Origin of the sequence: Thermomonas mangrovi (assembly GCF_028201335.1) — a bacterium.
GTDB classification, from domain to species: domain Bacteria; phylum Pseudomonadota; class Gammaproteobacteria; order Xanthomonadales; family Xanthomonadaceae; genus Thermomonas; species Thermomonas mangrovi.
Genome location: NZ_JAPEVV010000002.1, coordinates 114,632 through 135,576, shown reverse-complemented (window position 1 = coordinate 135,576; position 20,945 = coordinate 114,632). Strand labels below are relative to the sequence as shown.

16 protein-coding genes and 7 tRNA genes are annotated in these 20,945 nt (G+C 66.7%); 14 read left to right on the top strand and 9 right to left on the bottom strand.

All coding sequences use genetic code 11. The features are described 5' to 3' along the window. Positions 1-85: 85 nt before the first annotated feature. Positions 86-1,729: a M48 family metalloprotease gene (locus ON759_RS04345; protein WP_271679138.1), complete on the bottom strand. Its 1,644-nt coding sequence runs from the start codon at positions 1,727-1,729 to the stop codon at positions 86-88. Between the two features lie 119 nt (positions 1,730-1,848). Between ON759_RS04345 and grxC the strand changes: the two genes are divergently transcribed. The 3 genes from grxC to ON759_RS04330 all read left to right on the top strand — a co-directional run bounded on the left by grxC (position 1,849) and on the right by ON759_RS04330 (position 3,614). Beyond that, positions 1,849-2,121: a glutaredoxin 3 gene (grxC, locus tag ON759_RS04340; RefSeq protein ID WP_425608442.1), complete on the top strand. Its 273-nt coding sequence runs from the start codon at positions 1,849-1,851 to the stop codon at positions 2,119-2,121. After that, positions 2,118-2,504, top strand: coding sequence for a carboxymuconolactone decarboxylase family protein (locus ON759_RS04335; protein ID WP_271679136.1), 387 nt, complete (start codon positions 2,118-2,120; stop codon positions 2,502-2,504). Before grxC ends, ON759_RS04335 begins: the two co-directional genes overlap by 4 nt. A 105-nt stretch (positions 2,505-2,609) precedes the next feature. Continuing rightward, positions 2,610-3,614: an isocitrate dehydrogenase gene (locus ON759_RS04330; RefSeq protein ID WP_271679135.1), complete on the top strand. Its 1,005-nt coding sequence runs from the start codon at positions 2,610-2,612 to the stop codon at positions 3,612-3,614. Positions 3,615-3,677: 63 nt separating this feature from the next. Here ON759_RS04330 and ON759_RS04325 read toward each other — a convergent pair whose 3' ends face one another. The 6 genes from ON759_RS04325 to ON759_RS04300 all read right to left on the bottom strand — a co-directional run bounded on the left by ON759_RS04325 (position 3,678) and on the right by ON759_RS04300 (position 5,323). Continuing rightward, positions 3,678-4,490, bottom strand: a complete 813-nt coding sequence (locus ON759_RS04325) for a Bax inhibitor-1/YccA family protein (protein ID WP_271679561.1) — start codon at positions 4,488-4,490, stop codon at positions 3,678-3,680. A gap of 18 nt (positions 4,491-4,508) precedes the next feature. Then, positions 4,509-4,590, bottom strand: a tRNA-Leu gene (locus ON759_RS04320). Between the two features lie 286 nt (positions 4,591-4,876). Beyond that, a tRNA-Lys gene (locus tag ON759_RS04315) sits at positions 4,877-4,952 on the bottom strand. A gap of 61 nt (positions 4,953-5,013) precedes the next feature. Further along, a tRNA-His gene (locus tag ON759_RS04310) sits at positions 5,014-5,090 on the bottom strand. A gap of 26 nt (positions 5,091-5,116) precedes the next feature. Beyond that, positions 5,117-5,193: transfer RNA gene (locus ON759_RS04305), tRNA-Arg, on the bottom strand. Positions 5,194-5,246: 53 nt separating this feature from the next. Further along, positions 5,247-5,323 (bottom strand) — tRNA-Pro (locus ON759_RS04300). 213 nt (positions 5,324-5,536) lie between these two features. Between ON759_RS04300 and tig the strand changes: the two genes are divergently transcribed. From tig to ON759_RS04250, 10 genes are all read left to right on the top strand, one after another. After that, positions 5,537-6,829, top strand: a complete 1,293-nt coding sequence (tig, locus tag ON759_RS04295; protein WP_271679134.1) for a trigger factor — start codon at positions 5,537-5,539, stop codon at positions 6,827-6,829. 35 nt (positions 6,830-6,864) lie between these two features. After that, positions 6,865-7,488 (top strand): ATP-dependent Clp endopeptidase proteolytic subunit ClpP, encoded by a 624-nt coding sequence (clpP, locus tag ON759_RS04290; RefSeq protein WP_271679133.1) that lies wholly within the window; start codon positions 6,865-6,867, stop codon positions 7,486-7,488. A gap of 129 nt (positions 7,489-7,617) precedes the next feature. Continuing rightward, the gene (gene clpX, locus ON759_RS04285; RefSeq protein ID WP_271679132.1) at positions 7,618-8,913 is read left to right on the top strand and encodes an ATP-dependent Clp protease ATP-binding subunit ClpX; all 1,296 of its coding nucleotides are present in this window, start codon (positions 7,618-7,620) and stop codon (positions 8,911-8,913) included. A 172-nt stretch (positions 8,914-9,085) separates the two neighbouring features. Continuing rightward, on the top strand, positions 9,086-11,524 hold the full coding sequence (lon, locus tag ON759_RS04280) for an endopeptidase La (RefSeq protein WP_271679131.1): 2,439 nt from the start codon (positions 9,086-9,088) through the stop codon (positions 11,522-11,524). A 209-nt stretch (positions 11,525-11,733) separates the two neighbouring features. Continuing rightward, positions 11,734-12,006, top strand: a complete 273-nt coding sequence (locus ON759_RS04275) for an HU family DNA-binding protein (protein ID WP_271679130.1) — start codon at positions 11,734-11,736, stop codon at positions 12,004-12,006. Between the two features lie 110 nt (positions 12,007-12,116). After that, positions 12,117-12,191, top strand: a tRNA-Val gene (locus tag ON759_RS04270). A 52-nt stretch (positions 12,192-12,243) separates the two neighbouring features. Continuing rightward, a tRNA-Asp gene (locus ON759_RS04265) sits at positions 12,244-12,320 on the top strand. Positions 12,321-12,402: 82 nt separating this feature from the next. Beyond that, positions 12,403-14,070: a DUF6538 domain-containing protein gene (locus ON759_RS04260; protein WP_271679129.1), complete on the top strand. Its 1,668-nt coding sequence runs from the start codon at positions 12,403-12,405 to the stop codon at positions 14,068-14,070. Positions 14,071-14,122: 52 nt separating this feature from the next. Further along, positions 14,123-16,969, top strand: coding sequence for a class I SAM-dependent DNA methyltransferase (locus tag ON759_RS04255; RefSeq protein WP_271679128.1), 2,847 nt, complete (start codon positions 14,123-14,125; stop codon positions 16,967-16,969). 3 nt (positions 16,970-16,972) lie between these two features. Next, positions 16,973-17,470: a hypothetical protein gene (locus tag ON759_RS04250; RefSeq protein WP_271679127.1), complete on the top strand. Its 498-nt coding sequence runs from the start codon at positions 16,973-16,975 to the stop codon at positions 17,468-17,470. 232 nt (positions 17,471-17,702) lie between these two features. Here the strand turns inward: ON759_RS04250 and ON759_RS04245 are convergent, their stop codons facing one another. Beyond that, positions 17,703-18,512, bottom strand: coding sequence for a hypothetical protein (locus ON759_RS04245; protein ID WP_271679126.1), 810 nt, complete (start codon positions 18,510-18,512; stop codon positions 17,703-17,705). Between the two features lie 452 nt (positions 18,513-18,964). Between ON759_RS04245 and ON759_RS04240 the strand changes: the two genes are divergently transcribed. Then, positions 18,965-19,228 (top strand): hypothetical protein, encoded by a 264-nt coding sequence (locus ON759_RS04240; protein ID WP_271679125.1) that lies wholly within the window; start codon positions 18,965-18,967, stop codon positions 19,226-19,228. Here ON759_RS04240 and ON759_RS04235 read toward each other — a convergent pair whose 3' ends face one another. After that, positions 19,229-20,467: a hypothetical protein gene (locus ON759_RS04235; RefSeq protein ID WP_271679124.1), complete on the bottom strand. Its 1,239-nt coding sequence runs from the start codon at positions 20,465-20,467 to the stop codon at positions 19,229-19,231. Between the last annotated feature and the right edge of the window lie 478 nt (positions 20,468-20,945).

Sequence of the window (20,945 nt, the reverse complement as noted above, 5' to 3'; positions counted from 1 at the left end):
CCGGGTCCTGCGTGGCGGCGGGGGCGGTGCCTCGCGGCACCATGCTGCCATTACACGACCGTTTTGTGACGCTTTGGTGACGTTGTCACCATTCGCCGTTGCCGGCGCCGGCGCGCACGCCGACCCGGATCTTGCCGGTGGCGTCCTCGTCGCGCACGCCCTGCCGGCGCAGTTCCAGCACCACCGGGGTGATCGCGGCGATGCGGGCGTCGATGCGGCTGCGCGCGTAGTAGTCGAGGTTCGCGCGCTTCTTCAGGTTGTTGAGCTGGACCAGCGCCTGCTCGGGGCGGCCGCCGAGGTAGGCGGCCTCGGCCCAGGCCTCGCCGGCGCGCAGTTCGTCGCCGGCCACCTCGTTGGCGCGGGCATAGGCCTGCTGGAACAGGGCGTCGTTCGCCGCGGTCGACGACAGCAGCGGACGCAGCACGGCCACCGCGCGTTCGCCGGCCGCCTTGTTGTTGCGCTCGGCCAGCAACTGCGCGTAGCTGAGGGCCAGCGCGCGGTGGGTCGGCATGCGCGCCAGCCAGGCCTCGAACCGGCGGTCGGCATCGGCCGCGTGCCCGGATTGCGCCTCCGCCTGGCCCAGCCCGATCGCCAGCCACAGGCTGTCCGGGCGCTTGGCCTGCAGCACCTGCAGTTCGGGCAGGGCATCGCGGTACTGGCCAGCCTGCATCCTGGCGAAGGCCAGGCCATAGCGCTGGGCATCGTCCAGCGGCGACTTGGCCTGCATCGCCTGGTATTCGCGGATGGCCTGGGCCGGGGTATTGGCACTGAGCACGCGCAGGCGTTCGCGGGCGAAGCCAAAGTCGCCGGTGGTGCCACGGCCACGCGGACCCTGCGCCTGGATGCGCAGGCCCGCGGGCAGCAGCGGGTTGCTGCTGACTGCGACCGCATCCGCGGCGACCTGCGGTTCCAGCTTGGCCGCGCGTTCGCGCGCCTCGCTGATGCGGCTCAAGGTGAGCGGGTGGGTCTGCAGGTAGCCCGGCACCTGCGAACGTTCGTCGCCCTGGTTCATGCGCACCACGGACTGCAGGGTTTCGAAGAATTCGGCCATCGCCTGCGGGTCGAAGCCGGCGCGGGCGAGGTTGCGGATGCCGATGCGGTCGGCCTCGGCTTCGTTGTCGCGGGTGTAGTCGATCTGCCGCTGCTGCAGCATGCCCAGCCCGGTCATCACCGCCGCCGAAGTGGCATCCCCGCTGGAATTGCCGCCGGCCTGCTGCGCCGCGACGATCGCGCCGAGCGTGGCCAGCAGGATCGGCAGGCTGTCGCGCTGCGCCTTTTCCGCGCCGCGCAGGACATGCTGTTGGGTGACGTGGGCGATTTCGTGGGCGAGCACGCCGGCGACTTCGTCCTCGCGGTCCGCCGCCAGCACCAGCCCGGCGTTCATCCCGATGTAGCCGCCGAGGGTCGCGAACGCGTTGATCTGGCGGTCGCGCAACAGGAAGAAGGTGAAGCTCTGCTGCGGCCGGTCGCTGCTGCCCCCAAGGCGCAGGCCGACGTCGCGCAGCCAGCCGTCGAGCAGGGGATCGTCGAGCACATAGCCGGCGTGCCGCAGCTGGGCCAGCGTCATCGCGCCGTATTCGGCCTGGCGCGCGGGCGACAGCACGGTGCCGGCCGACGAGCCGATGTCCGGCAGGCGCGCGTCCTGCGCCGCGGCGGGCAGGCAGGCGGCGAGCGCCAGCGCGAACGGCAGCAGGCGTCGTGGGAACGGGTGGCGGCGGCGATCGGTCATCTGGGCAGGATGCTGTGTTCGGCGGCGGTGGGCGTGAACGGGGCTTGAGCGGCTGGAAAACACGGCCCTACAGCCGCATATTGGACCATCGCGATCCTCGCATGTTCCCGGAGACCGTCTTGAGCGACACCCCCGCCATCACCCTGTACACCACCGCGATCTGCCCGTATTGCGTGGCCGCCAAGAACTTCCTGCGCAGCAAGGGCAGGGACTGGACCGAGGTGCGCATCGACCTCGACGCCGACGCGCGCATGAAGATGGTGGCGGACACCGGCCGCACCAGCGTGCCGCAGATCTTCATCGGCGCCACCCATGTCGGCGGCTACGACGACATGATGGCGCTGCAGCGCGCCGGCAAGCTGCAGCCGCTGCTGGACGGGGGTGCGGCATGAGCGATGCCGAAGACCGGGTGCGCGAATTCACCGAGTTCCGCCAGCGCATGAACCAGCGCATCCTGGCCGAGCCCAACCAGGTCGTGCGCCGCTTCTTCGCGCTGGACACGCAGACCTACCAGGCCGGCGCGCTGGACGTGAAGACCAAGGAGCTGATGGGACTGACCGCCTCGATGGTGCTGCGCTGCGACGACTGCATCAGCTACCACGTCGCCCAGTGCAAGGACGCCGGCGTCACCCGCGAGGAGATGTTCGAGGCGTTCTCGGTCGGGTTGGTGGTCGGCGGCTCGATCGTGATCCCGCACCTGCGGCGCGCGGTCGACTTCCTCGACCGCCTGGAGCAGGGCGAGGCCGCCGCGCCGCCCACCCACGACCATGGTTGAAGGCAGGCGGGGCCGCGTGCGCGCCCCGCATCTGCGATAATCGCGAGTTCCATCCCCGGCGTCGCGCCTCCCGCGCGGCGCCCGCCTGTCTGGAATCCCCAAGCAATGACAACGATCACGGTCATCCGCGGCGACGGCATCGGCCCGGAAATCATGGACGCCACCCTGCACGTGCTGGACGCGATGCAGCTCGGCCTGCAGTACGAATTCGCCGATGCCGGCATGGTCGCCCTCGAGAAGCACGGCGAACTGCTGCCCGCGGCGACCATGGATTCGATCCGCCTCAACCGCATCGCCCTCAAGTCGCCGCTGACCACGCCGGTGGGCGGCGGCTTCAGCTCGATCAACGTCGAGCTGCGCAAGCGCTTCGACCTGTACGCCAACGTGCGCCCGGCCAAGAGCTTCCCCAACACCAAGTCGCGCTTCCCCAGCGGCGTCGACCTGGTCACGGTGCGCGAGAACACCGAGGGCGCCTACATCGGCGAGGGACAGGCCCTGTCCGAGGACGGCGAGGTCGCCACGCTCACCCAGAAGATCACCCGCCGCGGCTCGGAGCGGATCGTGCGCTACGCCTTCGACCTGGCCCGCAAGACCGGCCGCCGCAAGGTCACCGTCGTGCACAAGGCCAACATCCTGAAGTCGACCTCCGGCCTGTTCCTCAAGACCGCTCGCGAGGTGGCCCAGCAGTACCCCGACATCGAGTGCAACGAGATGATCGTGGACAACACCTGCATGCAGCTGGTGATGCGCCCCGAGCAGTTCGACGTCATCGTCACCACCAACCTGTTCGGCGACATCATCTCCGACCTTTGCGCGGGCCTGGTCGGCGGCCTGGGCCTGGCGCCCGGGGCGAACATCGGCACCGAGGCGGCGATTTTCGAGGCCGTCCACGGCTCGGCTCCGGACATCGCGGGCCAGGGCATCGCCAATCCGTGCGCGCTGCTGCTGGGCGCGGGCCAGATGCTCGACCACATCGGGATGGCCGACCAGGGCAACCGCCTGCGCGGCGCCATCATCGCCACCCTCGAGGCCAGGGACACCCTGACCCCGGACCTCGGCGGCAGCGGCACCACGCTGACCTTCGCCAAGGCGATCGCCAGCCGCCTGTAAGGCCCTTCCGTCGGGCAAGAAAAAGGGCGCCGATGGCGCCCTTTTTCGTTGCCGCCGCGTGCGTCAGTTGCGCGATTGCAGCTTGCTGAGCAGGCGCAGGAGTTCGAGGTACAGCCACACCAGGGTGACCAGCAGGCCGAACGCGCCGTACCACTCCATGTACTTCGGCGCGCCCTGTTCGACGCCCTGTTCGATGAAGTCGAAATCGAGCACCAGGTTGAGCGCGGCGACGATCACCACGCCCACGCTGAACAGGATGCCGATGGTGCTGTATTCGTGGATGAAGCCCATCCCGCCGAAGCCGAACAGGCGCAAGCCCATGTTCACCAGGTAGAGCAGGGCGATCGCGCCGGTGGCGGCGACCACGCCGAGCTTGAAGTTCTCGGTGGCCTTCACCAGTCCGCTGCGGTACGCCAGCAGCAGGGCCGCCAGGGTGCCGAAGGTAAGCCCGACCGCCTGCATCACGATGCCGGGGAAGCGCAGTTCGAACATCGCCGACACCGCACCGAGGAACAGGCCTTCCAGCGCCGCGTAGAGCGGGGCGGTGTAGGGCGACCAGGCCTTCTTGAAGATCGTGACGAGGGCGACGATGAATCCGCCGATCGCGCCGCCCCAGACGTAGGGCATGATCGCGCCGGGGTTGCCGGCGGCCATCGCGGCGGAGAACTGCGACCAGCTGAACAGCGCGCCGGCCAGGGTCAGCACCAGCAGGAAGGCGGTCTTGTTGACCGTGCCGTTCAGGGTCATGGTGCCGGCGTCCCCGCGCACCACGGTGCCGCTGCCGAGGTCGAGGAAGGTGTCGTCCTTGAGGACGGGGTTGCCGCTGCGCGTGGCGCGATCCTGTGCGTGCCGGCCGATCGCCGGTGCGCCGAGCATACCCAAGCGCGCGGCTCGTGCGAAAGGCGGGACTCGAACCCGCACGCCTTGCGGCACTGGAACCTAAATCCAGGGCGTCTACCAATTCCGCCACTTTCGCGTGCGGCCATTGTAGCGACGGGTAGGGCCCGCCCGGCGGGCGAACCGTGGTTCGAATCCGCGGCGGCAGTCGGAAAAGAAAACGCCCGGCTTTGGGCCGGGCGTCTCGGGATTGGTGGGCCGTCAAGGGTGAGCGGGGGGATTCGAGCAGCATCGCTGCGAGCCCGCGAACGCCCGTCGCGCTGCATCGCGACGGGCAGGGCCCGCGCAGCGGGCGAACCGTGGTTCGAATCCGCGGCGGCCGTCGGAAAAGAAAACGCCCGGCTTTGGGCCGGGCGTCTCGGGATTGGTGGGCCGTCAAGGATTCGAACCTTGGACCTATTGATTAAGAGTCAACTGCTCTACCAACTGAGCTAACGGCCCGAGAACGCTATTGTAGCAAACGTCCGCCGTGGTGCAAACCTTGGCGTACGCGATGGAGGGGTGGGGTGGCTGAGGGGACTCGAACCCCCGACAACTGGAATCACAATCCAGGACTCTAACCAACTGAGCTACAGCCACCACGGGTACAACGGTTCCGGCAAGCTTGGCGCGCCCGGCAGGACTCGAACCTGCAACCACCGGCTTAGAAGGCCGGGGCTCTATCCGGTTGAGCTACGGGCGCATCGTCCGGATTGTGGCATCCGTGCGAGCCGCCTGCACCCGGATCGAGGTCCGTGGTCGGGGAGACAGGATTCGAACCTGCGACTTCCTGCTCCCAAAGCAGGCGCTCTACCAGGCTGAGCTACACCCCGAAAGTTCCTGCCCTCGCGACGCGCCGGCGTTGCGGAAGGCCGCGCATTGTCCGGCCGTGCGGCAGGACTGTCAATGCGCGGCGCCGGGACGGGATGACAGCCGGGCCGTCATCGGCGAAACTATTGCGTTACGCGCGGGCGCTGCCCGCGGCCGTCCAACCCGCACGCCAGCAACCGGGCCCGCCCATGGGCCTGTCCAGGAGTCATCGCATCATGCAAGTCTCGGTCGAATCCGTCGGCAACCTCGAGCGCCGCGTCATCCTCAGCCTGCCCGCGGGCGACATCGACGACCAGGTCGGCGGTCGCCTGCGCGAGATCGCGCGCACCGTGCGGATCAAGGGCTTCCGTCCGGGCAAGGTGCCGGCAAAGGTGGTCGAGCAGCGCTTCGGCGGCCAGGTTCGCGCCGAGATCCTCGACGGCCTGCTGCGCAAGGGCATGGACCAGGCGGTGCGCGAGAACGAACTGCGCATCGCCGGCGCGCCCGAGATCAGCCAGTCCGACGAAGCCGCCGAGGGCGAGCTGAAGTACGTGGCCGCGATCGAGCTGGTGCCCGACTTCGGCGAGCTCGACATGGCCAAGCTCGAGGTCGTCCGCCACACCGCCGAGGTCACCGACGAGGACATCGAGCGCATGCTGGGCAACCTGCGCCAGCAGCGCGCCAGCTGGACCAAGGTCGAGCGCGCGGCCAAGGCCGGCGACCTCGCCAACCTCGAGACCGCCAGCACCATCGACGGCCAGCGCATGCCGGCCGAGGGCGTGGAGAAGACCAGCACCGTGCTGGGCTCCGGCGGGATGTACCCGGAAGTCGAGTCCGCGATCGTCGGCATGCAGCCCGGCGAGGAGAAGACCATCGACGTGACCCTGCCGGCCGACTGGCACATGCCGCAGTTCGCCGGCAAGACCGTCACCTCGACCTTCAAGCTGGTCGACCTCGCCGAGCAGGTGCTGCCGGAGGTCGATGCGGCCTTCATCCGCAGCTTCGGCGTCAAGAGCGGCGACCTCGAGCAGTTCAAGTCCGAGATCCGCAGCAACCTGCAGCGCGAGCTGAAGGGCGCGCTGATGAACCGCTTGCGCCGCGAAGTCGGCGAACAGCTGGTCGAGGCGTACAAGGACGTCGAGCTGCCGCCGCGCGTGGTCGAGAACGAGGCCAACGCATTGCTGGCGAACGCCACCGAGCAGGCCCGTCGCCAGGGCCAGCAGGTCGGCGCCGGCGTCGACGCCTTCCGCGAGGCCGCGCGCAAGCGCGTGCTGGTCGCGCTGCTGGTGGCCGAGGTCGCCCGCCGCAACGAGCTGCGCCTCGACCCGGCGCGCCTGAACGAGACCATGCAGCTGATCGCCTCCACCTACGAACAGCCGCAGCAGGTCATTGACTTGTACCGCAACGATCCCCAGTTGATGCAGGGCCTGCAGAACCGGGTGATGGAAGAGCAGGTCATCGACTGGATCGCCGAACGCGCCACGCACACCGAGCAGGCGCTGAGCTTCCAGGAAGCGATCGGCCAGTAAGCCCGGCAACCCCCGCCAACCAGAGTCCCGTGCCCATGGATCCGATCAAAGCCCTCAACCTGGTGCCGATGGTGGTCGAACAGACCAGCCGCGGCGAGCGCGCGTACGACATCTACTCGCGCCTGCTGAAGGAGCGGGTGATCTTCCTGGTGGGCGGGATCGACGACCACATGGCCAACGTGGTCGTCGCGCAGATGCTGTTCCTCGAGGCCGAGAACCCCGAGAAGGACATCAGCCTGTACATCAATTCCCCGGGTGGCATCGTCACCTCGGGGATGGCGATCTACGACACCATGCAGTACATCCGCCCCGACGTGAGCACGATCTGCGTCGGCCAGGCGGCTTCGATGGGCGCGGTGCTGCTCGCGGCCGGCGCCAAGGGCAAGCGGTATGCTCTGCCGAATTCGCGGGTGATGATCCACCAGCCGCTGGGCGGCGCGCAGGGGCAGGCCACCGACATCGACATCCAGGCGCGCGAGATCCTGGCGATGCGCCAGCGCCTGAACGAAATCCTGGCCAGCCACACCGGCCAGTCGATCGAAGTCATCGCCCGCGACACCGAGCGCGACAACTTCAAGAGCGCGCAGGCCGCGCGCGACTACGGCCTGGTGGACGAGGTCCTGACCCGTCGCCCCGACGAGTCGATCCAGGCCACCTGATCCCCCTTCGAACACGGCGGCCGGGCCTCGTCCCGCCGCCTCCCGGGAGCCATGCCCCGCGCCCATTCGGGCCGCGGGGGCTATGCTATCCTCGGGCCGATGCCGCGCGCCGCGGCCAGTGAGCACGCAATGAGCGAAGACCGCACCACCCGGACCACCGGCGACAGCACCAAGATCCTGTACTGCTCCTTCTGCGGGAAGAGCCAGCACGAGGTCCGGAAGCTGATCGCGGGCCCGAGCGTGTTCATCTGCGACGAATGCGTCGAGCTCTGCAACGACATCATCCGCGAGGAGCTCGAGGAGAAGGCGCAGTCCACCCGCAGCTCGCTGCCGAAGCCGAAGGAAATCCTCGACGTCCTCGACCAGTACGTCATCGGCCAGCAGCGCGCGAAGAAGACCCTCGCGGTCGCGGTGTACAACCACTACAAGCGCATCGAGAGCCGGCAGAAGTCGGACGACGTCGAGCTGGCGAAGTCGAACATCCTGCTGGTCGGGCCGACCGGCTCGGGCAAGACGCTGCTGGCGGAGACGCTGGCGCGCATGCTCAACGTGCCGTTCACCATGGCCGATGCGACCACGCTCACCGAAGCCGGCTACGTCGGCGAGGACGTGGAGAACATCATCCAGAAGCTGCTGCAGAAGTGCGACTACGATGTCGAGAAGGCGCAGCACGGCATCGTCTACATCGACGAGATCGACAAGATCAGCCGCAAGTCCGAGAACCCGTCGATCACCCGCGACGTGTCCGGCGAGGGCGTGCAGCAGGCGCTGCTGAAGCTGATCGAGGGCACCGTCGCCAGCGTGCCGCCGCAGGGCGGGCGCAAGCACCCGCAGCAGGAGTTCCTGCAGGTCGACACCCGCAACATCCTGTTCATCGTCGGCGGCGCGTTCGCCGGGCTGGACAAGGTGATCCAGCAGCGTTCGTCCGAGGCCGGCGGCATCGGCTTCGGCGCGAAGGTGAAGAGCGCCGAGCGCAAGGCCGACATCGGCCAGGTGCTGGCGAACGTCGAACCCGAAGACCTGATCAAGTACGGCCTGATCCCGGAATTCGTCGGCCGCCTGCCGGTGGTCGCGACGCTGGAGGAGCTGGATGAAACCGCGCTGGTCAAGATCCTGACCGAGCCCAAGAACGCCATCACCAAGCAGTTCCGCAAGCTGTTCGAGATGGAAGGCGTGGAGCTGGAGATCCGCCAGGATGCGCTGGCCGCGATCGCCAAGAAGGCGCTGAAGCGCAAGACCGGCGCGCGCGGTCTGCGCACCATCGTGGAATCGGTGCTGCTCGACACCATGTACGAGCTGCCCTCGCTCGAGAATGTCTCCAAGGTCGTGGTCGACGAGTCGGTGATCGAGCACAAGTCGGAGCCCTACCTGATCTACCAGTCGGCGCCGCAGCAGCCGCTGCCCAAGGCCGCGTCGGCGGACTGAGCCGGTCGCCATCGCCATCCCGCAGGGCCGCCGCAAGGCGGCCTTTGCGTTCGTGCGCGGCGCAGGCCTCCTGTTCAGGCAGGATCGCGCGCGTGCTTGCATCCTGTGGCCGGCACCCCCATAACCGTGCCAGTGGCCGCGATCCGGCGGCCGCGCGCCACCCGGAGCCCGCATGACCGACCTCGCCGACACCCGCCCAGAACGCCTGACCTTGCCGGTCCTGCCGCTTCGGGACGTGGTGGTCTTCCCGCACATGGTGATCCCGCTGTTCGTCGGGCGCGACAAGTCGATCCGCGCGCTGGACCTGGCGATGGAAGGCGACAAGCGGATCCTGCTGGTCGCGCAGAAGTCCGCCGAGACCGACGACCCGGGCGCGGGCGACCTGCATCCGATCGGCACGCTCGCGCAGGTGCTGCAATTGCTGAAGCTGCCCGACGGCACGATCAAGGTGCTGGTGGAGGGCCTGTCGCGCGCGCGCGTTGATTCGGTCGTCGAGCAGGATGGCGCCTTGTCAGGCGCCGGCGAGGTGGTGGCGTCGCTCGACAACCGCGAGGCCCGCGAGGTCGAGGCCATCGCGCGCTCGCTGATGTCGATGTTCGAGCAGTACATCAAGACCAACCGCAAGTTGCCGCCGGAACTGCTGCAGACCCTGGCCGGCATCGACGACCCGGCGCGCCTGGCCGACACCATCGCCGCGCACCTCGGCGTGCGCCTGGCAGACAAGCAGAAGCTGCTGGAGACGCTGGATACCGCGGAGCGGCTGGAACTGCTGGTCGGGCTCGTGGACGGCGAGATCGACGTGCAGCAGATGGAGAAGCGCATCCGCGGCCGGGTGAAGTCGCAGATGGAGAAGAGCCAACGCGAGTACTACCTCAACGAGCAGATGAAGGCGATCCAGAAGGAGCTCGGCGAGCTGGACGACGCGCCGAACGACGTCGAGGAACTGGCCCGCCGGATCGCCAATGCCGGGATGCCGAAGGCGGTCGAGGCGAAGGCCAAGGCCGAGTTCGCCAAGCTCAAGCAGATGTCGCCGATGTCCGCCGAGGCCGGTGTGGTGCGCAACTACCTCGACTGGCTGCTCGGCGTGCCGTGGAAGAAGCGCAGCAAGGTGCGCAAGGACCTCAAGGTCGCGCAGGAAACCCTCGATGCCGACCACTACGGCCTGGAAAAGGTCAAGGACCGCATCCTCGAATACCTCGCGGTGCAGTCGCGCGTCTCCAAGATGAAGGGCCCGATCCTGTGCCTGGTCGGCCCGCCCGGCGTCGGCAAGACGTCGCTCGGGCAGAGCATCGCCAAGGCCACCAACCGCAAGTTCGTGCGCATGGCGCTGGGCGGCGTGCGCGACGAGGCCGAGATCCGCGGCCATCGCCGCACCTACGTCGGCTCGATGCCGGGGCGCATCGTGCAGAACCTCAACAAGGTCGGCACCAGGAACCCGCTGTTCGTCCTCGACGAGATCGACAAGATGTCGATGGACTTCCGCGGCGACCCGTCCTCGGCGCTGCTGGAGGTGCTGGACCCGGAGCAGAACCACACCTTCAACGACCATTACCTGGAGGTCGACCTCGACCTGTCGGAGGTGATGTTCGTGGCGACCTCGAACTCGCTGAACATCCCCGGCCCGCTGCTGGACCGCATGGAGGTGATCCGCATCCCGGGCTACACCGAGGACGAGAAGCTCAACATCGCGATGCGCTACCTGGTGCCCAAGCAGCTCAAGGCCAACGGCCTGCGCGAGGGCGAGCTGAAGATCGCCGAGAGCGCGATCGTCGACATGGTGCGCTACTACACGCGCGAATCCGGCGTGCGCAACCTCGAGCGCGAGATCGCCAAGGTCGCGCGCAAGGTGGTGAAGGAGATCGCGCTGAAGGGGCCGCAACCGAAGGGCACGAAGGCGAAGACGGTCGTCGTCACCAACAAGACCCTCGACAAGTACCTCGGCGTGCAGCGCTTCGACTTCGGCCGCGCCGAGGCGGAGAACGAGGTCGGGCTGGTGACCGGGCTCGCGTGGACGGAAGTCGGCGGCGACCTGCTGCAGATCGAATCCACGCTGGTGCCGGGCAAGGGGTCGTTGATCCTCACCGGGCAGCTGGGTGACGTGATGAAGGAATCCGCGTCGGCGGCGCTGAGCGTGGTGCGCGCGCGCACCGAGCGGCTCGGCATCGACCTCGACTTCCTGCAGAAGCAGGACGTCCATGTGCACGTGCCGGATGGCGCGACACCGAAGGACGGCCCCAGTGCGGGCATCGCGATGGCGACCGCGTTGGTGTCCATGCTGACCCGGATCCCCGTGCGCCACGACGTGGCGATGACCGGCGAGATCACGCTGCGCGGCCGCGTGAGCGCGATCGGCGGGCTCAAGGAGAAGCTGCTCGCCGCGCTGCGCGGCGGCATCAAGACGGTGATCATCCCGGACGAGAACCGCAAGGATCTCGCGGACATCCCGGCGAACGTCACCAAGGGCATGAAGATCGTCCCGGTGAAGTGGATCGACGAAGTGCTCGACCTCGCGCTGGAGCGGCCGTTGCCGAATCGGCAGGCCGCGGGGGCGGTGGAAACCCCGGCGACCCCGAAGCCGGAAGGCGGCGCGCGTCCGGATGTCAAGCATTGATGCGTTTGTCGCAGCCCGTTCGTCGGCGATGCGCTGAAACCCGCGCCAGCATTGGGTTTCCGTGTTGCGTGCCAAAAATCCTGCTGGTATAAGGTTGGCAACCGCGGCGCATCGCGCCACGGCAGCCACGGACCCGCGGCAGGGGAGCGCCGCCGGTTCCGGTCAACGAACATCCAAGCGCCACATTCCCAAAGGGAGCCATCAGTCCAATGAACAAAGCCGAATTCATCGATTCCATCGCCGACAACGCCGAACTGACCAAGGCCGACGCAGGCCGCGCGGTCGACGCGATGGTCGCCGCCATCACCAAGGCCCTGAAGAAGGGCGACACCGTGACCCTGGTCGGCTTCGGCACCTTCTCGGTCCGCAAGCGCGGCGCCCGCACCGGCCGCAACCCGCGCACCGGCGACACCATCAAGATCAAGGCCTCCAAGAACCCGGCGTTCAAGGCCGGCAAGGCCCTGAAGGATGCGGTGAACTGATCCTGGCGCGATGCGGAACGACGAAGCCCGGCGCAAGCCGGGCTTTTTCGTTTGGCGCACGGCTGCCACAGGTTCCAGCGCGTCGTGCAACTTGCGATAATGCGCGGCCCGGGCGCTTAGCTCAGCGGTAGAGCGGCTCCCTTACAAGGAGCGGGTCGGGGGTTCGATCCCCTCAGCGCCCACCACGAAAAAGTATTGCAGGCATCGAAGATGCCCGTTACAATTCTCGTTCTCAGCGGAGTGGTAGTTCAGTCGGTTAGAATGCTGGCCTGTCACGCCGGAGGTCGCGGGTTCGAGTCCCGTCCACTCCGCCAGTTATGCAAAAACCCCGGATTTTCCGGGGTTTTTTGTTGGGTCGGAAAATCCCCCTTGGGACACTCGCTGGGACACACACCCATGCGCCTGCCCCATTACCTGATCCGCCGCCCTGGCGGCTACGCCTTCCGTTTCGTCGTGCCCCTGCGGTTGCGGCCCGTGTTCGGGCGCACCGTCATCAAGCACGCCCTACACACGCACGACCCCGCCATCGCCCAGGCCTGGGCGTTGACGCTCGCGCGTCGCTATCAGGTAGCCTTCCAGGAGGCAGCGAGGGGGCACGCCATGAAAATCAACGACGCACAACTGCGCCGGATCACCGGCAAGACTGCGAGCGAGATCGACGAGATCGGGCGCGTCCTGCCAGACGACGGCACCGAGGCGAAGCCCGCCCAATCGTCGAGCCGTGATGCCTCCCCGGATGATGAACTGGCCGACGCCCTGGGCCTCACTGATGGGCGCACGCAGAAAGATTGGAGCGTGACCGACGCCTACGGGCGACGCCTGGAAGGCAAGGACACCGACGACCCGGACGCGGACCTGCGGCGCCAGTTCGCCGCTTCGCAGCACTTGGAAAGCCTGCCGCCTCCATCCGGAGCCGTGGCGGTTGCGGTGGCGCCCGCGCCTGCGCCGGCGGCTGCCTTGCCCGATGTCACCGACATGCTCCCGAAGGGCACGCCACAGGGGATCAAGCCCAAGAGCCTGAAAGCCGCCGCCGATGACTGGATGAAGACCATCGCGATCAAGTTCGACAAACCGAACCAGGGGAAGAACCTGCGGGCGCACCGCAGAACCATCGACCTGTTCACCGCCAGCGCGGGTCCCAGGACGCTGGTTCATACGATTGACTGGGCCACGGTATCGAAATACGTCCAGGGGCGGCTGCTGAAAATCGACACGTCCACTGCGATCAATGAGCAGGCATGGCTGCGCGATTTTTTCGCATGGGCTGTCAAGGCAAAGCACTACCCGAAGGAGTTGGCCAACCCCGCAGACGGACATGTATCGCAAACCAAAGCGGAGAAGAGCGAGGCCAGTCAGCGGAACGGCTATCAAGCGTTCACTCTGCCGCAACTGCGCCAGTTGTTCGATCCGGCCAACTTCGTGCGCATGAAAGGCACGCGCAACCGGTGGATGGCCGTGCTCGCCTTGTACACGGGGGCAAGGGCCAAGGAGTTGGCACTGTTGGAGTTGCTTGATGTTGGGCCGGACGCGGTGGAAGGCGTGCCCGTGCTGGACTTCAACCTGTTGGGCGAGTTCAAGACCCTGAAAACTAGGTCTAGTGCGCGTAAGACGCCGATCCACCCTGACCTAATCGCCCTGGGCCTGTTGGAGCGCGTGGATGCCTTGCGAGAGGATGAGCAAACGCAACTGTTCCCAGGCTTGAACATGGACGCCCGCAACGGGCCATCGGCTGCGCCCCAGCGCGTGTTTACGCGCTACCTCGAAGCGTTGAAGGTCAAGCCGCGCACCGGCATGCTCGGCCTCCATTCATTCCGCGATACCACCATCGGCGCCTTGAAGGCGGCCAAGGTGGGCCAGTCCTGGCGCGAGGAATATGTCGGCCACGACAAGACCGAGCGCAAATCGGTCAAGGACACCCCGCACGGCACGGCCTACGATGTGGAAACGCTGGCGGCCCTTGCCGAGGTGTGTCATCCGCACCTGAACTGGGCAGATAGAGGCGTAATCGACATTACGGCGCTGCGGCCCCTGCTGCTGGAAGGCCTGGACAACGACGAGGCATGACGCCAGCCGGGCATAATCGAGGCCACCAGGGGACGCGAACGGCCAGGAGCCGATGACACCACAGGACTTCATCGCCAAATGGCGCAACGGCGGCGACGAGCGCCGGGACTTCCAGTCGTTCTTTGACGACCTGTGCCGGTTGATGAACCACCCGACGCCGCGCGAGGCCGACCCGGAACATACCTGGTTCACCTACGAGTACGGCGCGAGCAAGACCACCGGCGGCGAAGGCTGGGCGGACGCCTGGAAGCGCGGATTTTTCGGGTTCGAGGCCAAGGGCACCGGCAAGGACCTGGCCCGGGCCTATGCGCAGTTGAAGATGTACGCCGACGCGCTGGAAAACCCGCCGCTGTTGATCGTCAGCGACCTCCAACGGTTCGAGATACACACCAACTTCACCAACGCGGTGAAGCAGGTCCACCGCTTCACGGTGGAAGACCTGGCCAACCACGACACGCGCCGCCTGCTGGCCGCCGCGTTCAACGATCCGCAACAACTGCGCCCAGGCACCAGCCGCGCCGACATTACGAAGGAAGCGGCGGCGAAGTTCGCCACCCTGGCCGACGCGCTGCGCAAGCGCGGCCACGAACCGCACGCGGTGGCGCATTTCCTCAACCGCCTGCTGTTCTGTATGTTCGCCGAGGATATCGGCCTGCTGCCCGACCACATTTTTTCCAAGTTGGTGCGCAGCGTGCAGGACAAGCCCGACCAGTTCGAGGCACGCGCCGCCGCGCTGTTCGCGGCGATGAAGGACGGCGGCGATTTCGCCCTGACCGAAATCGAACACTTCAACGGCGGCCTGTTCGAGGACGCCAGCACCTTGCGCCTGGAAGCGCCAGAACTGGCGACACTAGACGCGGCGGCGCGCCTGGACTGGGCGGAGATCGACCCGAGCATTTTCGGCACGCTGTTTGAGCGTGGCCTAGACCCGAGCAAGCGCAGCCAGTTGGGCGCGCACTACACCGACCCCGACACGATCATGAAGATCGTCGGGCCGGTGGTGGTGGATCCGCTCCTGGCCGAGTGGGACACCGAGAAGGAGGCCATTGCCGCCACCCTGGACAAGGCCAAGACCAAGGGCATACCGAAGGCGGCACAGCAGCGGTTCAATGCGTTCCTGGAACGCCTGCGCGCGTTCCGCGTGCTTGATCCGGCCTGCGGCTCGGGCAACTTCCTGTTTCTGGCCCTGCGCGCATTGAAGGGCTTAGAGGCGCGCGTCCTGTGGGAGGGCGAAGCCCTGGGCCTGGGCAGGCAAGCGCCCAGCGTTAGCCCGGCCAATGTCCTGGGCATTGAGTTGAACGAGTACGCCGCCGACCTGGCGCGGCTGACCGTCTGGATCGGTGAAATCCAGTGGATGATCCAGAACGGCTATGGCGTGCGCCGTAACCCGATCCTTCAAGCCCTGGGCGGGATTGAGAACCGGGATGCCTTGATGAACCCGGATGGGACGGAAGCCGCCTGGCCGGCGGCGGACGTGATCGTAGGCAACCCGCCATTTCTGGGCACCAAGAAGCAATGGGGCGAGTTGGGCCGCGAATACACCGACCACATGCGGGCGCTGTACAGCGGGCGCGTGCCTGGGTTCGCTGACCTGGTGTGCTACTGGTTCGAGAAGTCCACCGACGCGATCAAAGCAGGCAAGACGCAACGCGTTGGGCTTGTCGCCACCAACAGCATTCGCGGCGGCGCTAACCGCGAAGTCTTGAAGCACGCAACGGAAGCCACGCGCATTTTTGAGGCGTGGAGCGATGAGCCGTGGACGAATGAAGGCGCAGCCGTGCGCGTGTCTCTGGTCTGCTATGGAAGCAGCACCCAGGGCGCGCAACTCGACGGCCAGCCGGTGGCCGAGATATTCGCCGACCTGACGGCCAGCGATGGCGCAGGCGGCGGCGTTGACCTGACCAGCGCCGCCAAGTTGCCGGAGAACGCAGGGGCCGCATTCGTCGCCACCGTGAAGGCGGGGCCGTTCGACATTCCAGGCGCGACCGCGCGCGAGTGGTTGAAACTGCCGAATCCAAACGGGCGGCCGAACGCTGAGGTTGTAAAGCCGTGGACGAACGGCATTGATTTGACGCGTAGGCCGTCAGACACATGGATCATTGACTACGGCATTGGCATGGATGAAGCAACAGCCGCGCTCTATGAGACCCCGTTTTCTCATGTGAGAAATGCCGTTCAATCGAAGCGCGCAGAAAGTACGAAGGAAACGAAGTACAAGTCTTATTGGCTGATGGCCCGCCCAATCCCCGCAATGCGCTCGGCGCTTGTTGGTCTTGAACGCTACATCGCCACCGTAGTGGTTTCTAAACATCGCCTGTTCGCATGGGTAGACGCCAAAATCTTGGCCGACCATGCCTTGATTGTTTTTGCGCGGGATGACGATACGACGCTCGGCATTCTTCATTCGCGTATCCATGAACTATGGTCATTGCGGATGTGTACCTGGCTCGGCGTCGGCAATGATCCGCGCTACACGCCAACAACCTGTTTCGAGACTTTCCCATTTCCGGCAGGGCTGACGCCTGACATTCCCGCCAAGGACTACGCGGACAATCTGCACGCCGTGGCCATTGCGGATGCGTCGCGGGCGCTTGTGGAAGCCCGCGACCGCTGGTTGAACCCGCCGGAATGGGTGGACTGGGAGCGCACGCCGGAGGAGCAAGCCGCAGGGTTCCCGGCGCGCCCGGTTGCCAAGCCAGGACACGAAGCCACGTTGAAGAAACGCACGCTCACCAACCTCTACAACGAGCGCCCCGCCTGGCTGGATATGCTCCATCGTTCCCTGGATGAAGCCGTCGCCGCTGCGTATGGCTGGGAATGGCCGCTGACAGAGGATGAAATCCTGCGCCGCCTGTTCGAGTTGAACCAGGCGCGGGCCAATCGAAGGAAGGGAAGCTAGTAGATGAAGTGGCGCGATATCGTCAGCAGCGGACAGACCTATTCGATGGCTCACCTTCACCCGTTTACAACCGGTGTCCAGGTGGGTAGCCGCCAGATTGACCTACATGTCACGTTTGGTTGGCACGTGTTCACCGATGAGAAGGGCAACGGGTTGCGGATGACACGTGGCCCGGAGACGCGGTTTTTCTGTCCTCAACGGTATGTAGATAGTCATCAAGCGCCGCCATTCATTCAAAACCAGATGGCCGCCGGATACGTGCGCCCCTTTATCGCAAAGGGTTCCGGCCAGATGTTCTTTGTCTTTGATATCGCCAACTACGCGATGTTCTTCACGTTCCAAAAGCCTCCTGGCACCACGAATGAACTGAAATGTCACCTGGTCTCCGCATACTCGGTCAACCAATGGGGCCTCAGTGGCCTGCCAACTAGGGCAAAACTCCGGAAGATGGGCTACGTGCTGGATAGAAGGGAGAGAGGTGAGGTTATCCCCCTCACATAGGCTAGCGGAGGTCCATTCAGTTTCGAGGTCTAGTTGGCTTGACATTGGAATGGTGGTATGGGGTAATGCCCGCGTCGCCACTAACCGGAACCCGAAAGGGGGTGGCGATGTCGGTAGCCCAGCTACCCCTAGCCCTACGAGCAGGATAGGCGCTTGCGCCGAAAGACCAGACCGATAACTAGCTTCAAGCAAAGCGCCCCGAGAGGGGCGCTTTGCTTTTGTGCGCTGCCTCTTACAGCGCGACGCGAGCCCGTTGCGCGGCGGCCCGTTGGATGGCGTCCAGGTGGCGCGTTTGCGCCGACTTGGACGCCTTGGCCTTCGGGTCCAACAGCAGCACGCGCGTGGGCTCCTTGTGGAGCGTCAGGACGCCATGCGCGATCTCGTACCGGGTGAAGAACGAGGCCGACGCCTGGACCTGATCCAGGGCGCGCCGTAGGCGTGGCTTGAAGTGATGGGCGGTCAGGCTGGACCCGCACAGTTCGCGCAGCGTTTCTAGTTCGATTTCATACGCCCGGCGATGGGTGGCGATGTAGTCATGTAACCAGGTGGCCAACGGGTACGCGCCCAGGGTTGCGCGCCCATACAGAGGCAGGTACACGGCCTCATCTTCCAGCAGTTCACGCATACCCGGCGGCCAGTTCAGCGACACCCGCCCCCTGGGCAGTTTGCGAAAGGCCAGCAGCGGCCCCCGGTAATCCTGGCGGCGCGTGTCGATCTCCACCCGGCTGGCGGCCAGGTCATCGAACAGAGCGAGAAGGCGGCGCTTGGCGGCAGTCTGGACCGAGGCCAGGCCGAGCGCGCGGAGTGCGTCGATCAATCGCACTTCATCACGCGAGGACTTGGCGGCCAGCGTGGTTGCCACTTGCCACGCCGACGCATGGGCCTGGGTCAGGCAAGGGCCGGACTGGCGCAGCGTGATCCGGTAGTCCGTAGCGGCAGTGATTGCATGCATGGGCTGCGCCACCGTGCATGGGCGGGAGAACTGGGGTGTGAACAAGGCGGAGCGAGCGAATGCGAAGGGGACGCGGGCGATCAAGGACATGGGCTAGGCAGTCGGCGGAGGGGTTGCGCTTGTACCCGCTGCTGGCGCGGTGTCCAGCCCGGGCCGGTGGGCGTGTGCGATGGTTGGGGTTAGTCCATGTGATAAACCGGTTGGCGTGTGCGAGGGCAACCGGTTGGCGGGTGCGAGCGAATGCGCCGCAACCCATTGAAGCCGCACAGGTAACGGCGCAGGAGGCTAAGAGCTTTTCAGGCTTTGGAGCGCTAAGAGCAAGGGGCCGCAGACGCGGCCCTGGTCCCCGCTACGCGGGTTAGAAAGCAAAAGCCCCGGGAGCCTGGGCAGCGCTCCCGGCCTGGATACATTGTCTCCATCCGCAGCGGGGGCGTTGCCCCCGCACCCCCGACGATTGGGAAAGGCGGGGGCCTGGCAAGCGCTCCGCGCTTGCGCCTTCGGCCTGGTCTGCTAGGTAACGCACTCCCGCCCCGAGTACGACCATGCCCGACAACACGAAAGCCACCAACGCGGTCGTTCGCGCGTTACTGGAACAGATGGCGAACGCACTCACGAAACCAAAGCCACAACCGCCAGCAGAGGGGGACGAGTTCATACCGCCGCCGAAGCGTCGCCGCACGCGGGTCAACGTCAAGGAGTTCAACAAGGCGAAGGGCGAGGAAGAAGGCTGGTGGGACAGCAGCGGCGACGGCGATCCGTTCATCGCGTTACGCCCCAGGCCGAAACGGCGTGGCCCGCGCCGCTGATTACCAACCGGGCCGAGGCAGCCGCCGCCTGGGTGGCGATGCATTAGGTGCAGATTGCGAAGAACTCCGCGCCGCCAAGCGCGCCGCCACCTGGGCGAAGCGCTCTGCCAGTGTCAGCGGCAGGGTTTTGGTCCTTCGCACTGGGCGCGAGGCCTGGGCGGCCTTGATCGTTACCGCGCCCCTGGCGCTTCGTGCGTTGCCATAGCCCTGCTGGGTCTTGTCGTTCGAGTGGCCGAGCCAGGCCGCAGCGCCTGCGCGGCCCTGGCTGGCTTTCGCGTCGCTCGCCCTGGCGTGCCTGTACGCGTATGGACTTAGCCCAGGCTGGGCCTGGCGCAAGGCGCGGCGTACCGCCACCACATCGGCCGGCGTGGCGGTTATCTCGCCGCCGTGCGCCTCCACATGCGCCCGCAGGAAGGCCACCGCTAGGACGGACTGGCCTCGCTGCGTTGGTTCCACTTCGAGCACCCGCAACGGCTGGCCGCGCACGGCGTCCACCTTCGCCCCAGCCACGCCCAGGCGCAGCCCCTGGGCGGTGTTGTCCAGGACGACACCCCGCACCAGTTCGGCAGGACGAATACCGAACAGCGCGAACACCATGGCCATGGCTTCCACCCTGGCGCAGCGTCCAGGCTGCTGGCCCAGGGCGACAAGGACGCGATCCGGCGACAGCGCCCGCCGTCCTGCCCCTCGCTTGCTCTTGTTGACTGGACGCAGGCCCGCCGTGCGCATGGCCTGCGCCTTGTGCGCCCAGGTGGGCCGGTCGCTGTCCAGGAACAACGAGCGATAGACCGTGGCCCGCTCGAAGGCCGCGAGCGTATAGGCCCGCATGGCGTCCAGGTCTCTGGCTTTCCGTGCGTCCTCGGCCAGGGCACGCAGTCGCCTGATTTCCTCGGCCTCCACCCATCGGCACGCGCTCCGCAGGCGGTCGAAGTGGGCGCGCGTGCTGGCGTGGTCCAGCGGCGTGGCACCTGCGGCCCACAGTCGCGCATGGTCGCGCCTGTACGCGGCCACGGTGGCCGCCGAAGGGTTCGCCCCGCTGCTGCTGGCCACGTCCAGGACGGCGCGGATGGCGCGATCCTGGGCCACGCCCGCCGGTACGCGCAGCCGCAGCCCTTCGGCCTTCGCGCGGGCGTGTGCCTCGCCCAGGGTGTCGGCATAGCGCGCCCGCAGTCCGTCGGGCAGCCCATCGCCTGGGCTGGGTTGTGTCGTTTCGGTGGTGGTCGCGCTCTTGCCCTTCATCTCCTCCCCATCCCAAACCCACCGGGACGGCGAAGCCGTCCCGCGTCGTCGCGCGTCAGCGCGACGACAGGCCCCAGGCTCCCGCCTGTGGCCCTGCGGCCATCGCTGGCGCGCTGGCCGTGGCCCTGGTCGCTCCCGCTTCCCCCGTTACCGCTGGCGCGGTAACGGGCCGGGCCGCCTCCCTGCGTCCTGCCGCTACGCGCCAGGACTTCGAGAGGCCACATTGCCGGCCACCTGCCGGCAATGTGGGAAGCCGTTCCCAGTCTGCGGCGGGATCGGCTCAGGGCAAGGCCTGGGAGGTGTTGAGTTGGGTTCGTGTTGCGTGGGACACTGTTTGGGACACTCACTGGGACACACTCCGGCGAGCGCCCAAGCGGGGAAAGGCTTACAGCCATTGCGTTTCCGGCATTCAGTGGGACACTCCCGTCCACTCCGCCATCGAGTACCCAAGCAGGCGCCGGAAACGGCGCCTTCTTTT

Coding starts and splice junctions, on each gene's coding strand:
- ON759_RS04250 (WP_271679127.1), top strand. CDS start 16,973: ATGAAGTGGCGCGATATCGTCAGCAGCGGACAGACCTATTCGATGGCT.
- ON759_RS04335 (WP_271679136.1), top strand. CDS start 2,118: ATGAGCGATGCCGAAGACCGGGTGCGCGAATTCACCGAGTTCCGCCAG.
- ON759_RS04255 (WP_271679128.1), top strand. CDS start 14,123: ATGACACCACAGGACTTCATCGCCAAATGGCGCAACGGCGGCGACGAG.
- ON759_RS04260 (WP_271679129.1), top strand. CDS start 12,403: ATGCGCCTGCCCCATTACCTGATCCGCCGCCCTGGCGGCTACGCCTTC.
- ON759_RS04245 (WP_271679126.1), bottom strand. CDS start 18,512: ATGTCCTTGATCGCCCGCGTCCCCTTCGCATTCGCTCGCTCCGCCTTG.
- ON759_RS04325 (WP_271679561.1), bottom strand. CDS start 4,490: ATGCTCGGCGCACCGGCGATCGGCCGGCACGCACAGGATCGCGCCACG.
- clpP (WP_271679133.1), top strand. CDS start 6,865: ATGGATCCGATCAAAGCCCTCAACCTGGTGCCGATGGTGGTCGAACAG.
- lon (WP_271679131.1), top strand. CDS start 9,086: ATGACCGACCTCGCCGACACCCGCCCAGAACGCCTGACCTTGCCGGTC.
- ON759_RS04275 (WP_271679130.1), top strand. CDS start 11,734: ATGAACAAAGCCGAATTCATCGATTCCATCGCCGACAACGCCGAACTG.
- clpX (WP_271679132.1), top strand. CDS start 7,618: ATGAGCGAAGACCGCACCACCCGGACCACCGGCGACAGCACCAAGATC.
- ON759_RS04235 (WP_271679124.1), bottom strand. CDS start 20,467: ATGAAGGGCAAGAGCGCGACCACCACCGAAACGACACAACCCAGCCCA.
- ON759_RS04240 (WP_271679125.1), top strand. CDS start 18,965: ATGCCCGACAACACGAAAGCCACCAACGCGGTCGTTCGCGCGTTACTG.
- ON759_RS04330 (WP_271679135.1), top strand. CDS start 2,610: ATGACAACGATCACGGTCATCCGCGGCGACGGCATCGGCCCGGAAATC.
- tig (WP_271679134.1), top strand. CDS start 5,537: ATGCAAGTCTCGGTCGAATCCGTCGGCAACCTCGAGCGCCGCGTCATC.
- ON759_RS04345 (WP_271679138.1), bottom strand. CDS start 1,729: ATGACCGATCGCCGCCGCCACCCGTTCCCACGACGCCTGCTGCCGTTC.